Genomic DNA, 17,135 nt, shown 5'->3' with positions numbered 1-17,135 from the left:
CAGTTGTCAAAAGTTGATTTTCTAGTTTAGCCCGCGCAGGCGGGCTTTGTTTGTGTAGCCCCAGGCTTGAGCCTGCGGGTTATTATAGACCTTCCGGGAGGCGATCGCCCGAGGGAATTCCGGGTTCTGCCGGTAACGCTGGCGGGGGTTGGGGACTGAGGATATTGTTAAAGAAACTCCCAGTTTGCGGGGGTAGGGTGGGGTCAATCGCAATTTCTACAATACTTTTGATCACCCCAGTCAGGGGAATCGCCAAGATAATCCCTAAAAATCCCCCAACTTTTGCGCCTAGCAGCAGGGAGGTAAAAATAATCACCGGGGATAATCCGGTGAGACTGCCCATAATTCGAGGAGCCATAACATTATCCTTGACCTGTTGCAAGGCGATCGCCACCGCTAAAACTTGCAGGGCTAACCACCAATCAATAAACGCCACAATCAGGAATACCGCACCAATCCCCAGAGTGGCCCCCACAAAGGGAATAATTTCCATAATGCCGATAAACACCGCAAACAATAGGAAAAACGGCACCCGTAATGCCCAAAATGCCGGAGTTAGGGTTACTGCCATAAATAACCCCAGCAGCAATTGTCCCGAGACAAATTTTTGAAGATTTCGCTGCAAAGACTCCGTGAGTTGGTCCCGAATAATCGGGGCAAAAATCCAGGTGATGGTTCGCCACAAACGGTCCCCATCCACCAGCATATAAAACGAAATCACCAGAATCAGGACCCCATCTAAGAACCAGCTTACCGTTCCCAGGACCAACCCAAACCCTCGGGAGGCGATCGCCTGCACCTGACCCTGCATCCGTTCCCCTATCTGTTGCGCCACCAGTCCCACATCAAAGGGCAAATTACGTTGCTCACTCCACGCTTGAAATCCCGCTAATTGGTCTTGTGCCGACTTGAGCAAGGTAGGAAAGTTGTCAATTAATTGCCGACCCTGATTAAAAACTGGCGGCACCACCGTCAATCCCAGCACCAACACCAGCAAACCCGCCAACAAATAGACCCCAACCGCCGCAATACCCCGGGGTAGAACCGTTTGCAATCGACTCACCGCATAGTTGAGCAAAAAAGCAATCAACCCCGCCGTAATCAGAATCCCGATCGCTTCCCCCACATAACTGAGGGCATTCAGAGTCGCCCAACCCACCGCTAACAAGAGCAGCCAAGTGAGTAAAAACTGTTGAAACGGTGAAAAAACTTGTTTCATGAATCAAAAGGGGCTTTCTTTATAGACATTTTGCCTCCTTAATTTTAAGGGGCTGAGGCCAAACCTTTGACTCCATCGCCCCCTTCTCTAGGCACCACCCCTATGGTGATTCACCTTACAATCAACTGCCTCTTGTCCCCTCCCCTTGGCAAGGGGAGGGTTAGGGTGGGGTCTCCTCGTATCGCCACGTCACACACTCATCAGGAGGCGATCGCCCCTGTATGGAGGCTAGTCCGACCTATTTCTATCGTGACGTGCGATCGCACCTCACGAGGAACCCCACCCTAACCCTCCCCTTGCCAAGGGGAGGGGACCGGAAGTAAAAACCTACTGTTGTAAAGGCATCACCCCTCCACCTTTCCCATTTTGGTCAGATGGATTGTTTTGTGCGAGTTTCACCGTTGGCGCTGATTACTCTTAGGTACTCTCATGTTCAACGACAAAAACATTAGAGTAGAGATTAGCAACCACCTGTTTTCCTTGTTGGGTGAGGGTTAGATATTCTAAAGCATCTTTCACATAGGGGAAAACCCCATTCCAATAAAACTTGGGATAGTTCTTCCGTAAATCTCCAGGATGTTTATAGCCGAGTACCGCATTGGTGCCGGTTTCTTCAAATTCATAGAACAACGCCCCAATTTTTTTCAAATAACGCGGATCGCTCAGTTGTCCGATGAGATCTGCCGCCCGCACCATCCCAGGATAGTTAATCGTATCTTGATGATCCTCCGCTTTCGGGACGGGAAAGCGGGTGAGTTCGATATTGTACTTAATCTCTTCGGCATCAATCAGTTTATGACCCCCAAACCGTTCGTCAATAAACAGTTTGGCGCGATCGACGTGATACGGCGTCAGTCCCGCATCGCTGGACCCCGGTTTGAGCTGAATCATTTCGCCATTATGTCCCGTGGCATACCATCCATTGTTGTCCTGTCGGCACACACCCTTGACATAGCCAATATCATGACAAACCAGGGAAATAATGAAATGAAGCCATCCTTCACAAGAGACACCCCCTTCCCGGATATGCTTGCCTCTCATGATCTCCTGTCCCACCAAGGTCACTAAGATGGTATGTTCGACATTGTGGTACAGGGCATCACTGTTGGCAATATTTTCCAAAGCCATGCTCCCCGCCCAGGCAATAATATCCTCGTAGTCCGGTTTATATCCTCCGTAGGTTCGGCGGTAGCCTTCCCTCAGCTTTTGCACAAAGTTGTCGATTAGTATTTCAGTGGTATTCAGCATAGTTGGTACTCGCGCTTTGCAGAGTTCTTTTTCCCGGGTTTGCAGGAGTTACAGATGGTTCTTCTTTTTATTTATCCCATCTTTATCTATTTATCTATCTTGGCATCAAAAGTTACCCCGGTTTGCTCTGGGTCTGATTCCTCTTGTCCTGATCCGAAAAGTCTAGGCTTTGGATCCTCGCTTCTTCCGGTGCCGCTTCTCTTCCGGCAGTTTCCCTCCTTTCTCCGGTGGGTTGCGATTGTTTTAACCTGGACTATTCTATCCCCTGGTTTAGGGTTATCTTCTGCTTCTGTTTCCTGAGCAGAATTTTGAGAAAGTAACCCGATTTTTCCCCTGACCCCAATTAGGGGAAGGGCAAAATTTGGAAAGACAAACTTACTATTGTAGTTTAATTTTCGTTAAAAACCTAGAATGCTTTCAGCAGTTTTAGTGGGAATCGATGCTCAATTTGGGTAGTTTTAACTGCTGTAAAATTGCTGATAGATAATTTGCAATATTAAAAGATTGAGAATATGAAGGTTTGTCATAAAACTGACTTCCCTAAAGCGAACAAATTCTATTAAAATTTAAGAAATGAAACAAATTGCAATGTTTCTTTGCAAACACCGCTTAAATTTATAACGCTTAAAGACTTGGGGGGAAAATGAGGAAAGGGGCTTTCTCACAAGCGGAGACTGAGGACACAATGGAAAACCCAGAGATTCAAGACTCAGAGAGCCTGCCTCACGAGTCTGGTCTTAAATTGGAGACGGTAGAGGATTCAGAGGAGTCCGCCCAGGACAGGACTGGGCTTGCCGCCCCCTCAAGAGCGAGCGACTGGAAAAAACTCATGGTAGGGGTGGGAATTGGGGTGGCGATCGCCCTCGGGGGAATGCAGCTCTTGAATAATAAACCCCAGGGAGAAACAGCGGGGAATTCTTCGGGAGTGGCGGCAGAAGTGCCGAATGCTCAACCCGTTGCTAATCAAACCGTCACCGTGGCGATCGCAGAAAATGCCCGAGTAGAAAGGTCCTTAGACGCCACGGGGACGGTTCAAGCTTATGACCTATTGCCTGTACTGCCTCAAGCCTCCGGCTTGCAAATTAAGCAAGTTTTAGTGGATGAGGGAGATTTGGTAGAAGCAGGGCAGGTTTTGGCAACCCTTGATGATGCCGTAGAGCGATCGCAAATTACGGAAGCCGAGGCTCAAATCGACTCAGCGAGATCCACGGTAGCAGACAAACAAGCCGCGATCGCCATTGCCGAAGCTGCGGTATCCCAAGCCCTCGCCACCCAATCCGAAGCCGAAGCCGCTGTTGCCACAGCGATCGCCGCCAAAGCCGAAGTAGAAGCTGGGTCAGGACAAGTCGCCGCAGCCCTCTCCGAAGCCACATCAGAGGTTTCCCAAGCAGTCGCCGCCAAAGCCGAAGCAGAAGCGGGACTTGAACAAACCCGCGCCAGTCTCGCCCAAGCCCAAGCCGAACTCGCCCAAGCTGAACGAGAACGAGATCGCTATCAACAATTAGCCGAAGCTGGGGCCGTTTCCACCCAAGAACTGGAAACCCGCAGCACTGCCGCAGAAAACGCCCGAGAACGGGTGCGCGTCGCCCAGGCTAATATTAAAAGTGCCGAAGCTCGGATTGCCAGTAGTGAGGCGAATATTGCGAGCATGAGGTCCCGAGTCGTCAGCGCCAACTCCAATATTGAGATTACTAAAGCGCGGGTGCAAAGTGCTGAATCCAACGTCAGCAGTGCTCAAGCCCGACTGGAAAGCGCCATTGCCAATGTCCGGATCGCGCGATCGCAACTCGACAGCGCCCGCGCCAATGCCAACAGTTCCGCCGCCAGCCTCCGCAGTACCCAAGCCCGGGCGCAACAGGTGGAAACCCAACAAGAACGCACCGTGGTCCGCGCACCAAAAGCCGGTATTCTGGCTGAAAGAGTTGCCCGAGTTGGGGATGTGACCAGTAATACAAAACAACTGTTTTCGATTATTGCGAATGGTCAACTGGAACTCCAAGTCAAAATTCCCGAAACTCAATTATCTCAGATCCAAATCGGCGCACCTGTTGAAGTTACCTCGGATGCAGATAGCCGGATTAAAGTCGCTGGGACCGTCAGAGAAATTGCCCCCTTGGTCGATGAAGAAAGCCGTCAAGCAACGGTTAAAGTTAGTTTGCCCTCAGATTCAATTTTAAGACCGGGGATGTTTTTAAGGGCAGGAATTACCACCAGTGCGGCTCAATCGATTACGATTCCTGGGAAAGCCGTATTACCCCAAGCCGATGGTTCAGCGATCGTCTATCGCTTAGTAGGACAAGATATCGTCCAGGCACAGCCCGTAGAAGTGGGTGAGGTGGCTTCCGGTTCCCCCACGGACCTCAGTAGCACCCGAGTAGAAATTAAAAGTGGACTGTCCCTAGGCGATCGCGTGGTAGTCGAGGGGGCTGCTTATCTAAAAGATGGCGATCGGATTCGCATTGCTGACGAACTCACTCCAAGTCCCCAGGTTGAGCTTTAGCTTAGGAGATGGGGGATGGGGGAGATGGGGGAGATGGGGAGGATGGGGGAGAGACGGTAGATTAACTGAATATGTTATACCCCGTTCAACGTCAGGACTGAAGTCATATCCTCCCTATCCTCCCCATCCCCCCCATCCTCCCCATCTCCCCCATCCTCCCCATCTCTCCCATCCCGCCCACCCTCCCCATCCTCAAACTACCCCCTACATCCGCTCATGTCTTTTCACATCTCCACTTGGTCTATCAAAAGCCCAGTTCCCACCTTAGTCATGTTTCTAATTTTGACAGTGGTGGGCTGGATGAGCTTTGGTCAGTTGGGTATTGATGAAAATCCCAACATTGATATTCCCATTGTGAGTATTACGGTCACCCAAACGGGTGCAGGACCGACGGAACTCGAAACCCAGGTTACCCGAAAAGTTGAAGATGCTGTTGCGGGGTTGGGGAATATTGACGAGTTGATCTCCACCGTCACCGATGGGATATCCACGACTACCATTAACTTTATCTTGGGAACTGATAGCGATCGCGCCACGAATGATGTTCGCAATGCGATCGCGCAAATTCGCCAAGACTTACCCCAAGATATTAACGACCCCATTGTTAGCCGCCTCGACTTTGCCGGGGGACCCATTCTCACCTACGCCCTGCGGTCCGATCGGCGTAGTGTGGAAGAATTGAGCGATTTAGTCGATCGCCCGATTGCTCGTGCTATCCTGGCGGTTCCAGGAGTAGCTCAAATCAATCGCATTGGGGGCGTGGACCGCGAAATCCTGATTGAACTCGACCCGGTTCGCATCAAAGCCCTGGGAATTACTGCCACCCAAATCAACGACCAAATTCGTAGCTTAAATATTAACCTTCCTGGGGGTCGTTCCCAAGTCGGTGGCAGTGAAAACACTATTCGCACCCTTGGTTCCGCGAAAACCGTCGAAGCGTTGCGCCAGAACCGCATCGTCCTCCCTTCGGGGGAAGCGGTTCCTCTAGAAAGTGTCGCTAACGTCATCGATGGATTCGCCGAACCCCAACAAAGCGCCCGATTCTGGTCTACTCAAGAGAGTGTCAATTCCCCAACCCAAACCAGCAACCCGGGAGAAATTGCCACCCCTGTGGTTGCCTTTTCCGTATTGCGGAGTACCGGCAGCACTTTGGTTACTGTCGAGGAAGGAGTCCGCGAAAGCATCCAGGAACTGCAAAAAACTCTCCCGGATGATATCGAGTTTGAACTGATTTTCACCCGCGCCAATGAGATTCGTGACTCCTATCAAGCCTCAATTGATGCCTTAGTCATGGGCTGTGTCCTAACTGTTGCCGTAGTGGGTTTATTCTTATGGGATTGGCGGGCTACGTTAATTACGGCGGCTGCCTTACCCCTATCTATTATTCCCACCTTTATGGTCATGGGGATGCTGGATTATACCTTGAACGGGATGACGTTGTTGGCTCTATCTCTGGCGGTGGGAAATTTAGTCGATGATGCAATCTGTATGATTGAAAATATCGACCAACATTTAAAAATGGGCAAAAGACCCTATCAGGCGGCGATCGATGCGGCCCAAGAAATTGGGTTAGCCGTGTTAGCCACGACAGCAACGATTGTGGCGGTCTTTTTGCCCGTGGCATTTATGGGAGGAATTCCCGGTCAGTTTTTCCAACCTTTTGGGGTGACGGTTTCGGTTTCTACCATGTTTTCTACCTTGGTGGCAACGACAATCACGCCGATGTTAAGCGCCTATTTGCTCAAAGACAAGCACTCTTCCAGCCAAAAACGGAGAAGTCAGAAGAACCCAATGGGAACGGCAACTGAAGAATTGCCCAACTCCCCCCGTCGAAAAATTACGCCCTATCGCACCGCTCTCACTTGGGCGCTAAAACATCGGGTGATGACGTTGGTCATTGCGTTTGCTTTCTTTATTGCTAGTTTGCAGTTAGTGCCTTATATTCCTACGGGTTTGTTTAATAGTGGGGATACGGGGTTGAGTACGGTAAATATGGAACTTCCGCCCGGTTCTACTCTGGTGGAGACCGATCGCACAGCCCAACGCACGATCGCCCTGCTAAAACAACATCCAGCGGTGGGAAGTGTGCTGGCAACGGTGGGCAGTGGCGGCGCATCTCGGGAACTAAACACCGCTACATTGTATGTCAACTTGTTGCCCAAAAAGGAGCGCGAGGTTTCCCAACAAGTTTTTGAGCAACAAATGCGAGAAGAGTTTATCAAAATTCCCGGTGCAAGAATTAGTTTCCAGTCGGCTGGGGCGGGGGGAAGTAGCAAAGCTTTATCTATCGTGCTAAAAAGTGAGAATCCTACGGCTTTGCAAGAGGCAGCAGATACGTTAGAACGACAGATGCGCGAACTCCCAGGATTGGTAGAAGTGTCATCTAGTGCCTCTATAGTTAAACCCGAGATTTTGATTAAACCCGACCCCCAACGGGCAGCGGATTTGGGCGTATCTGTCCAGGCGATCGCCCGGACTGCATCCCTGGCAACTCTCGGGGATAATGAGGCAAATTTAGCGAAATTTGAGTTAAGCGATCGCCAAATTCCCATCCGAGTCTGGTTATCAGAAAGCTATCGCAATGACCTCAAGGCGATCGGTAATCTGGAAATTCCCAGTCAATCTGGGGATTTAGTCCCCTTATCTGCGGTTGCTAACATTGTTCTTGGCAGTGGTCCCGCCCAAATCGATCGCTATGATCGCGCCCGTCAAGTCTCCATTGAAGCCAATTTACAAGGAGTTTCCCTAGGCGATGCCCTCGCACAAGTCGAAGCGCTACCGGGGATGACACTCCCGCCAGGGGTGGAAAAACAATCCTCGGGAGATGCCAAAATTATGCAAGAAATTTTCGGGCGTTTCTTGGGGGCACTAGGACTCGCGGTCCTCTCAATTTTTGCCATTTTAGTCCTGTTGTATAACAATTTCTTGCATCCCGTCACGATTATGGCGGCCCTCCCCCTCTCCATTGGCGGCGCACTTCTCGGACTAATGGTTACCCAAAAAGAATTAGGACTATTCGCCCTAATTGGAATTGTCATGCTGATGGGATTAGTCACCAAAAATGCCATTTTGTTAGTCGATTGTACCCTCGCCAATCAACAACAAGGAATGCGACAAGTTCCAGCCATTATAGAAGCCGGAGTTTCCCGATTACGACCCATTTTCATGACTGCCCTTTCCACGATCGCCGGAATGATGCCGATCGCCCTAGAAATTGGGGCTGGAGGTGAAGTCCGTTCTCCAATGGCGATCGCCGTCATTGGTGGATTTTCCACCTCTACCCTCTTAACCTTAATTGTTATCCCTGTTTTATTCACCTACATTGATGGATTCCAAAATTTCCTGAAAAACCTCATAGACGGCAAATCGCGTCACCGTCGCAAGTTAAAAGCCCTCCAAGGTAAAAAGGATAAAATCAAGGTTCTTGGCTTAAAATAACAGCCCATTCCGAACCCGAATCAAAGCAACACCGGGCGTAAAATCCCTGCCCGGTGTTACTGCTTCACAAAGCCCTTCTCACAGAATGTCTCTCATTAGGGATTTCCATAAAAAAACTTCTGCATTAGAAGTAATGCCCAATTATTCAAGCCGATTGGCGTTCTCTTTTGGGGGGTTGGGGGGATCTCTGATAGAAGATTTTATTTTATAGAAGATTTTATTTTGTGGAGTTCCCTTACGATCCCATTGGTTGTAGAATCAACACCATTGGCAAATTCACCGAACTCATGACCCGAGTAATTGGCTTAATTAGTGGCACTTCCGTCGATGGCATTGATGCGGCTATGGTGGATATCTCCGGAGGCGAATCTGATCTCCAGGTGGACTGGATAGCAGGCACAACCTATCCCTATCCTGAACCCCTGCGACAAAAAATTTTAGGGGTTTGTGCTGGGGATTCTATATCAATGGCGGAATTTGCCCAATTGGATGATGCGATCGCCCAAACTTTTGCCGATGCTGCCTTAACCCTGCAAGGAAACAATTCGGTAGAGTTAATTGGTTCTCATGGACAAACCGTTTACCATCGTCCTCCTCAGACAAAACAACTCGGGTACAGTCTGCAATTAGGACGAGGTGCAGTGATTGCCAAACTCACGGGAATTCCCACTATTACCAACTTTCGCGCCGCAGATATCGCCGCCGGAGGACAAGGTGCGCCTCTAGTTCCCAAAGTGGACCTCTACCTCTTGGGCGATCGCCACCATTATCAATGTGTTCAAAATATTGGTGGCATCGGCAATGTGGCATTTATTCCCCCTTATGAGAATTCCTCCTCTAAGGGTTCTGATTCTTCTCAGATGCTGGGATGGGATACGGGTCCTGGAAATAGCCTGATTGATTTAGCTGTTCAATACCTTACCAATGGGGAAGCCACCTACGATCGCGATGGGGCTTGGGCTGCCACAGGTGTCCCTTGCCAACCTTTACTGGATCATTGGCTTCAACATCCATTTTTCCACGAACCGCCCCCGAAGTCTACGGGACGAGAATTATTTGGATGGGACTATTTTCGAGAGTGTCTCTCTGATGCCGAATCCTATTCCCTCAGTCCCGAGGATTTGCTGGCAACCCTGACGGAACTCACCGTTGAGGCGATCGCCATCAACTATCGTTCCTTTTTACCTGTCCCCCCCAGTCGGGTCCTGTTATGTGGCGGTGGCAGTCGCAACCTTTATTTAAAACAACGGTTACAAACCCGCTTACAGGAAATCTATGGTCAATCTGTAGCGGTGTTAACGACGGATGATCGGGGGGTAAATGCAGATTTTAAAGAGGCGATCGCCTTTGCCGTTTTAGCCTATTGGCGTCAACAAGGAATTCCCGGAAATCTCCCTGAATGTACAGGCGCTAAAGTCCCCGCCCTTTTGGGAGACATTCATTATCCGATTTCATGAACTATTAAAGCAAAAATTATCGAGTATCCATAGGGTACAAAAGGCTTTATGCCAATCACCATCTCTGCCTAAATTTATGACGCCTACTCAGCAGATTATGTCGATTTTACATCAATCATAAATTCTGTACCGATTTAACCTATAATTCAAGTAAAAGCGGGCCGCATGGCGCAAGATGTACGGCACTGCAAAGGGTTCATAATTTTTCAATCTCCAATTAACATAGGCAACAGCTTATCCGGTCTTCTTCTAGTTTTATGCTAAAAATTACCCAAAATTTTCTCCCTACTAAAAACTACGCTCCATAAAACCTGGTACCATATAAATTCTATAGGGGCAGACTGCAATTCAAGCAAGGATATGGTGCCGTGAATCATATATTTTTACTGCAACCGGGTCGCTGGACCCTTGAAGGCACTTGGTTAGAACGCCATGTTCCCACTATTCCCGTCAGCGGGAAAATTTTAGTGGCATGGACTCGCGAAGATTGGTTTAACATGGTGACCAAGCTCGTGTTTCCCGGAAGCGATCGCCCAGAAATCACCCTTCAATATCGGGGACATTTTGACGTAGGGGACCGCCAATACACTTTTGTTCTCCAACATAGCGAACTTGGACGAGTGGAGGGAGAAGGATGGATCGCGCCGGAAACAATTATTCAGCGTTATTGGGTCCTTGGGGATGAAAAAAAGCGACGCAGTGGGTTTGAAACCTTGCATCGCCTCAATCACAATACCTACTATCATTCCAGCGGCATTTTAGCAGGCCATTACTTAACCAGTGCAATGGAAGCCACCCTGACTCGCCTGGGGGACTAAACCGAGTCACTCAAGGCTATTACCGCCGGGAGGGGAAAAAGATGACAGGTTCACAACTACGCCGCAGGACCTCTGCCGCAAAGCTGGGGAACCAATCTAAAATTTTACCTAAGCTATTAGAAGCCAGTGCGACGGCACAGATATCAGACATCTGTGCTAAATCCAAAATATCCAGCACTGGCTCACCTAAGCGCACTTCTACATCCACCTGCAAGCCGATCGCTTCTAACTCGGCTTGGATCGGCGCTAACTTTTCATGCGCTTCTTTGAGTTTGTAATCCTTCGGGACATTTCGCAGAACCCCGCCATCAATCACCCACGCTAACATACAGCGTTCTAATGAATGAGCTGGACGGTTCTGAGCGTAGCGCTTAAACTCTTTGATTAATACCCCCGATGCTGGGGTATCGGCATAGGGAAGCAAAATGTAGCGGAACAGATGCCGACAGCGCAGATCCAACTCCTCAGAGGTTAAGGGAGAGATCAGTGCAGTAGGAATAGTCATCAGGGGAATATTAGTTCGTCCCGATAAATCGAGAGTTGTACTCCCAAATAGGCGTTCACTCAGTAAATTGCGGTTGGAGGCTCCTAAAATAATCACCTCGCTCTTGTACTGTTCCGCCGCTTTGAGAATATTCTCAGTCGGATTACCCGATCGCACCTCAACCTCAACTTGCAACCCATCCGGGACCTGAGTCAAAATGCCATTGAGGCGATCGCGTGCCACCGTGATTTTTTCCGTATCTTCCCGAGGAATTTGCCCTTTCGTCCACAGGGGAACGCTATGGACAAATACAATATGCTCTATCCCCCCGGCAGCTAAACTCGGTAAGAATTTTCCCAAGCGCAGTAAGCCATCCGACAAATCCGTACTAATTAAAACACGCTTAAACATTTAAACAAATTATTCGGGTATCATTGACCGCCCAAAAACTGGGAAATTCTGCGTCTGGCTTAGGTTTTGGACTCTTTGCCATCGGCGCGATCGCTCTCCCAATTTTTCTGATGCTCAAATTTTAGCAGTTTGCCGCCCCATTAGTTACTATTACTCTCGCCTCCCCCTGTCCACGCTCACCACTTCAGAGATCATCCGATATTCCCTTTCACCACTTCAGGGGTCATGCCATAGGGTATTTGTGCACCCGCGAAAATTAGACCTCTGGCTTTCATCCTGGATAGATCCCCCCACCCCCTTTAAAAATACCCATCGGCTTGAGAGAATTTTGCCCGCAGTCTATTATCCTGGACAATCCCCACCCGAAATTTTGAGGCGACAATTTGGGGCGCGTATTTAACAGGGATTTATGAGGAGTTTCCACTTTATGTTACACTAACTAAGTCAATCAAAATCAGCCCTAACAGGTGTTCCATAAATTTCATTGGGATTAATTTGATCGCCCCGTTAATTAACTTTCTGAAGCGATCGCTTTCTTAACTCCATGAGTCAATTTGAAGAGGAAAAAGAGAAAAAAGAGGAACAAGATGACGACTTTATTTGATAAACTAGGCGGCAAGGACGCAGTTGATCTGGCGGTAGACAAGTTTTATGAGCGCGTTTTAAATGACGATCGCATCAAGCATTTTTTTGCTAATACCGATATGGCTCAACAGCGCGCCCACCAAAAAGCGTTTCTGACTTATGCCTTTGGGGGCAGCGATCACTATGATGGGCGGTATATGCGAGAAGCCCATAAAGCTTTAGTAGAAGAACAAGGTCTAAGCAGTGAACATTTTGATGCGGTGGCAGAAGACCTCATGGAAACCCTGAAAGAAATGGGGGTTCCTGATGACTTATTGGCAGAAGTCGCGGCGGTCGCTGCTGCCCCGCAACACAAAAAAGATGTATTAAACCAGTAATCTGTAACTCCAGTTTACTGCTATTCCATGTTTATAGTAACGGCTGAAGTCGGTATCCCATGTTCGGACTTGCAATACGACACACTGCTTCATAGAGCTGACTTAGAGGGATGCAAGATTTAACTGATGACGAGCATGAGAGGAGAACGACCTCAGTCGTTACTACGAAGTTAAGAAGATGACTGACCTAATTAATACACATAAAACTTGTGCCTGAGCAGTTGCTCAGGCACAAATAGAAGGACAATAGTTTTGAGTAAGATTTGAACTACAGCAAGGGTTTGTGCTGTCCATTTTCGGACAAGACACGATAAATTTCATCAACGAACTTTACTAAGGGTTTATCTAATCAATTTGGGCAGGAGAATATCTTCAGAGATAGTCTCTAGTGTTTTGTTTGGTAAGGAAATAAAGTTGACGCCCCAGCATCCCCAGCTCCTCTCCCCATTGGGAACTAAGCAAGAGACGGAGGTCGCCCCCTGTGGGACTTGAGTAAAATTTAGCACGGTGATTAAAACTCACTGCTAAAACGTGGTCCTTGGTCTAAACCCCACTCATGTTTTAAGAATTGCTGATACATCGTTTCGCGCACCATCATTTGTTTGTACAGTTCTTTGAGAAAGTGCTGAGACTGTTCAAGGCTCATTTTCTCGACCTGGGTTTCAAAGGCGCGGACGTTAAATTGTTGTTCCAAAGATAGCTCGATAGGTTGGCTCATTGTAAAACTCCTATGTTTGATAGTCACAAGGGCTGGAAGGAGAGTTGTAAAGCGGGTAAACCCGTCTTTATATGCTGTCTCTTTCTGCCTTTGCTGGGGGCGGTCAGGATTTCCTTGTTGCCTCCTGTTAAGAAATATAACAAAGATTTGACAAAATGACAATCTTACCCTTGGGCTATATCCAGAAATGATGACTTAGTAGGTTTCAGGGGTTGAAGCCTGGACCTAAAGTCGTTGTATCAAATCAAATCTTTGAAAATTGCTCAGTTTGAACCAAATAAGTATTTCTTCGGGTTGACAGACCGACTGTGGCTCTTACTGTATGTCTACTATGACGGATATGATGGCCTGTTGCCCTCTGTCCTGAGATACGTTTCAGGAGGCTTTCTGGCCCTCGAACCGATTAGTTTTGGCAAAAAAGGCATAAAAACATAAAAAAGCCGCTTCTCGCATTCAGAAGCGGCTCTATCCGATGGATGATCGACAGGTGCTCTTTTCGGTTGGGCTATTACCCTAGTTCTGGAGCATCGGCACGGTAGAAGAGGATGGGTATCAAAAACCCGAAGGGAGAATCAGTTTGGTCTTCAAAACCCTGTTTCTGGCTAGGTTTAGGAGGAGTTGCTGGGGAGAGGAAACGGTTATGTCTTGAATCCCTGACTTGGAGGGATTTGCGATCGCCTTAGTCGAGGGTGACAATCACAACCGTAATGTTATCTCGTCCCCCTTTCTCTTTAGCCGCATTCACCAGTTTCTTAGCGGCTTCATCACCGGAGAGTTGCAATTGCAGATTAGGGCCGATCGCCTCAGCGGAAAGTTCCTCCGTCAACCCATCACTACAGAGCAACAGGCGATCGCCTGGTTGGACCTCAAATTCTTGTAAATCAATCTGTTGTAGATCCTGGCGTCCCAGACATTGAGCCAGAACGTGCCGCCAGGGATGCTTACGAGCTTCCTCCACGGTGAGGTGTCCAGCTTTGAGTGCTCGTCCTACCCAGGTATGATCTTCCGTAATTTGAGTCAGTTCCTTTCCCCGCAGTCGGTACAACCGAGAATCGCCCACATGAGCACACCACGGATGATTGCGATCGCGAAATACAACCGCCACCGCAGTGGTTCCCATGTCTGAACGCTCAGGATGGTCTAATTGATCATCAACAATGGCTTGATTGGCCTTCAAAAAAGCTTCTTTTAACAGATCGGGAGTCTTCTGAGAAGACTTCCACCCTTCCACTAAATATTTTTCGATCGTTTCCGTAGCGATTCGACTGGCCTCTTGGCCTCCCGCATGGCCTCCCATACCATCGGCTACGATAAAAAATCGCCCCTCCGGGTCATCTATATAGAAGGCGTCCTGATTCACAGAACGAACGAGTCCCGTATCCGTCAGACCCGCGAAAGATCGTTTCATAACTCAACGCTTACTATGACAACTTTTACAGGGGGAATCAAAAATTGGGTTTAGATTGAGCAGGCGATCTCGCCCACTTTCAAATCTAAGGGTTCCAAGTTACAAGATTACATCATTTTATCTGCCCGCTCGATCCGCATCATCAGCCGGATCAAACTTCCCGCCAGCAAGAGTGCCACAGCCCCAACAATTAGGGCCAGCCAGATTTTATCGTTAACCAATAAAATCGTTGCCGAGAGGGTAAATGCACTCACCAGTAAGGCTAAGTTGGTCCCCATTTGAACGTTACCAATGCGTCGCAGCACCCGATCAGTTTCAATAGATCGGACGCGGATGCGAATGTCCCCACGTTCTAATTTCTCTATAGTATCCTCAATTCGGCCCGGTAAACCCAAGGCGGTGCTTCCGACTTGCGCCGCTTGCCGTCCGATTTCATTGAAGAACGTATTGCGATCGAGCGAGTTACCATTCGTCATAATCTGCATTGCAAAAGGTTTTGCAACCTCCATAAAGTTAAACTCGGGATCCAGACCCTTCCCCACACCTTCCAAGGTTGAAAAGGCACGCATCACAAAGGTAAACGTAGCGGGAAAGCGGAAGGGTTGATCGTAGGCGATCGCATACAAATCATCACTAATCGCCGCCACCGACTGCTCCTCAAACGGCTGATCCATCAAATTATCCAGAATATACTGGATCGATCGCCGCACAGGTCCCATATCGTCCGTTGGAGCCAGGGCCTCCAACTCGATGAGGCACTCTACCACGTCCTCTGCATTCTTTTTGGCAATCCCAAAAAACAGGTCCAGCAGTTTGACCCGTACATCAGCGCGGATCCGCCCCATCATGCCAAAGTCGTAAAAAATTAACGCCCCATCAGGACTCACCGCCAGATTCCCCGGATGGGGGTCCGCATGGAAAAACCCATGATTGAGCAGTTGTCTTAAATACGCTTCCGCCCCGAGTTTTGCCAGAATTTTGCGATCAAGTCCGGCAGCTTCTAGGGCTTCGTAATGGCTGATTTTAATCCCAGGAAGGTATTCGAGAGTCAGTACCCGAGGGGAAGAATAGCGCCAGTACACCCGAGGCACTCGCACCCATTCTTTATCTCGAAAATTGCGGCGAAAGGTATCCGCATTGCGACCTTCATTAATATAATCAACCTCTTCATAGAGGATTTTGTAGCATTCGTCATAGATTCCCAACCAATCCCGACCTCGACCCCAACGGGGGTGATTTTGGAAATAGTGGGCAATCGTCTTGGCGATCGCTAAATCAATACCGAACAGGCGTTTGAGTCCGGGACGCTGGACCTTGACTACAATCTCTTCCCCGGAATGGAGTTGAGCCTTGTGGACTTGACCTAAACTCGCCGCTGCGATCGGGACCGGATCAAAACTGCGGAAGAGTTCCTCAACTTTGCGACCAAAATCTTCCTCAATAATGGCTTGAGCTTGTTCATAGCTAAAAGCTGGAACGCGATCTTGGAGTTTAGCCAACTCCTCTACATACTCACCGGGAAACAGGTCGGATCTCGTAGAAAATAACTGTCCCAACTTAATAAACGTTGGGCCTAGTTCTAATAAAGTTTCACGAATCCAACTGGCTTGTTTTCGCCGTCTGGCAATTTGTTTGGCTTCCGTGAATCCCCCTTTATAGGTCCAGGGTTTATTCAGGGACCACAGACTGGCTAAAAACTGTAAAACAAAATTCCAAATTTCGATCCGCCGCCGGTTGGGGGAGTAATTGGGACGACTCCAGCGGTATGCCTTGGGGCGATAGGGTACAGTACCCCCTTTCCCTCCCAGGGCGAGAGGACCTCCCGATCGCCTCATTAATTTAGGACCTTCTGGAGTTTCAGGATTTGGGATAGGATCGTTTAAGAGTTCAGACACTCGAGTTTGCGACTGCTATATCTAATCGGTCGATAATTAATGATGACAAGGATTGGTTCGGATTCAGGATCGGGAATCCGGCTTCAGGTTGCAGACAACGCAGCGATCGCCGCCGGGTCTGTCAGTCCCTTGACTCAAGAACGGCTACGGTAAAGCTGTAACTGAGCGCGAACTTGGGCAATTTCTGCACGCAACTCATCAATAGTTGCTTGCAGATCCCCCGGTTCAGGAATAGGGCTGCCAATTGAACTCGGCATCCCCGAGTTTACTGGTGAGTTCATCACGAAACCTGATTCGCGAGTCGCTCGTTCCATCACCTCTTGGGTGAATAAACGCAGACGCTCTCTTTGTTCCGCATCAAATTTACCCAAATCGCTCAGGGCATTGGTTAGGGTTTTTTCTAGCTCGTGGTAAAGCGCTTGGGATAAGGCTCTCCCTACAAAAAAGGCATCGACTACAGGTTTACTCATCTAACTTATTATACGCAGGCTTCCGTAAAGAATTATAACGTTGATGAGTCCGATGACGCAGGCTCTAACGGGTTGTCTTAGAGCTAAAAACAACCTTGAGAGAATAT

At 48.7% G+C, this 17,135-nt stretch carries 13 protein-coding genes; 6 read left to right on the top strand and 7 right to left on the bottom strand.

Annotation, left to right across the window (positions count from 1 at the left end; genetic code table 11):
- Nucleotides 1-82: 82 nt before the first annotated feature.
- A complete protein-coding gene (locus NG796_RS18210) occupies nt 83-1,219 on the bottom strand; it encodes an AI-2E family transporter (protein ID WP_261208300.1) in 1,137 nt (378 codons plus the stop codon).
- A gap of 165 nt (nt 1,220-1,384) precedes the next feature.
- On the opposite strand from NG796_RS18210, the gene NG796_RS18205 reads away from it, so the two are divergent.
- Nucleotides 1,385-1,507 (top strand): hypothetical protein, encoded by a 123-nt coding sequence (locus NG796_RS18205; protein ID WP_261208299.1) that lies wholly within the window; start codon nt 1,385-1,387, stop codon nt 1,505-1,507.
- A gap of 129 nt (nt 1,508-1,636) precedes the next feature.
- Here NG796_RS18205 and NG796_RS18200 read toward each other — a convergent pair whose 3' ends face one another.
- Nucleotides 1,637-2,467, bottom strand: coding sequence for an Npun_R2479 family HD domain-containing metalloprotein (locus NG796_RS18200; RefSeq protein WP_261208298.1), 831 nt, complete (start codon nt 2,465-2,467; stop codon nt 1,637-1,639).
- A gap of 829 nt (nt 2,468-3,296) precedes the next feature.
- On the opposite strand from NG796_RS18200, the gene NG796_RS18195 reads away from it, so the two are divergent.
- The 4 genes from NG796_RS18195 (at nt 3,297) to NG796_RS18180 (ending at nt 10,680) form a co-directional block, all read left to right on the top strand.
- Nucleotides 3,297-4,967 (top strand): efflux RND transporter periplasmic adaptor subunit, encoded by a 1,671-nt coding sequence (locus NG796_RS18195; RefSeq protein WP_261208297.1) that lies wholly within the window; start codon nt 3,297-3,299, stop codon nt 4,965-4,967.
- Between the two features lie 216 nt (nt 4,968-5,183).
- A complete protein-coding gene (locus tag NG796_RS18190; RefSeq protein WP_261208295.1) occupies nt 5,184-8,405 on the top strand; it encodes an efflux RND transporter permease subunit in 3,222 nt (1,073 codons plus the stop codon).
- 287 nt (nt 8,406-8,692) lie between these two features.
- Complete coding sequence (locus NG796_RS18185) at nt 8,693-9,862, top strand: anhydro-N-acetylmuramic acid kinase (RefSeq protein WP_261208320.1); 1,170 nt, start codon at nt 8,693-8,695, stop codon at nt 9,860-9,862.
- A gap of 368 nt (nt 9,863-10,230) precedes the next feature.
- Nucleotides 10,231-10,680 (top strand): hypothetical protein, encoded by a 450-nt coding sequence (locus NG796_RS18180; protein ID WP_261208294.1) that lies wholly within the window; start codon nt 10,231-10,233, stop codon nt 10,678-10,680.
- 19 nt (nt 10,681-10,699) lie between these two features.
- Here NG796_RS18180 and NG796_RS18175 read toward each other — a convergent pair whose 3' ends face one another.
- Nucleotides 10,700-11,575, bottom strand: coding sequence for a universal stress protein (locus tag NG796_RS18175; RefSeq protein WP_261208292.1), 876 nt, complete (start codon nt 11,573-11,575; stop codon nt 10,700-10,702).
- 587 nt (nt 11,576-12,162) lie between these two features.
- Here NG796_RS18175 and NG796_RS18170 point away from each other — a divergent pair.
- Nucleotides 12,163-12,537 carry a group I truncated hemoglobin gene (locus tag NG796_RS18170; protein ID WP_261208290.1) on the top strand — a complete coding sequence of 125 codons (375 nt, stop codon included), beginning with the start codon at nt 12,163-12,165 and terminating at the stop codon, nt 12,535-12,537.
- Nucleotides 12,538-13,048: 511 nt separating this feature from the next.
- Here the strand turns inward: NG796_RS18170 and NG796_RS18165 are convergent.
- From NG796_RS18165 to NG796_RS18150, 4 genes are all read right to left on the bottom strand, one after another.
- Complete coding sequence (locus NG796_RS18165) at nt 13,049-13,255, bottom strand: NblA/ycf18 family protein (RefSeq protein ID WP_015152044.1); 207 nt, start codon at nt 13,253-13,255, stop codon at nt 13,049-13,051.
- Nucleotides 13,256-13,934: 679 nt separating this feature from the next.
- Nucleotides 13,935-14,663, bottom strand: coding sequence for a Stp1/IreP family PP2C-type Ser/Thr phosphatase (locus NG796_RS18160; RefSeq protein WP_261208289.1), 729 nt, complete (start codon nt 14,661-14,663; stop codon nt 13,935-13,937).
- A 107-nt stretch (nt 14,664-14,770) separates the two neighbouring features.
- Nucleotides 14,771-16,498: an ABC1 kinase family protein gene (locus NG796_RS18155; RefSeq protein WP_261208319.1), complete on the bottom strand. Its 1,728-nt coding sequence runs from the start codon at nt 16,496-16,498 to the stop codon at nt 14,771-14,773.
- A 194-nt stretch (nt 16,499-16,692) separates the two neighbouring features.
- Nucleotides 16,693-17,028: a DUF6825 family protein gene (locus NG796_RS18150; RefSeq protein ID WP_261208288.1), complete on the bottom strand. Its 336-nt coding sequence runs from the start codon at nt 17,026-17,028 to the stop codon at nt 16,693-16,695.
- Between the last annotated feature and the right edge of the window lie 107 nt (nt 17,029-17,135).

This window comes from Laspinema sp. D2d (assembly GCF_025370755.1).
Lineage (GTDB): Bacteria > Cyanobacteriota > Cyanobacteriia > Cyanobacteriales > Laspinemataceae > Laspinema.
This window is presented reverse-complemented; position numbering and strand designations above follow the sequence as displayed.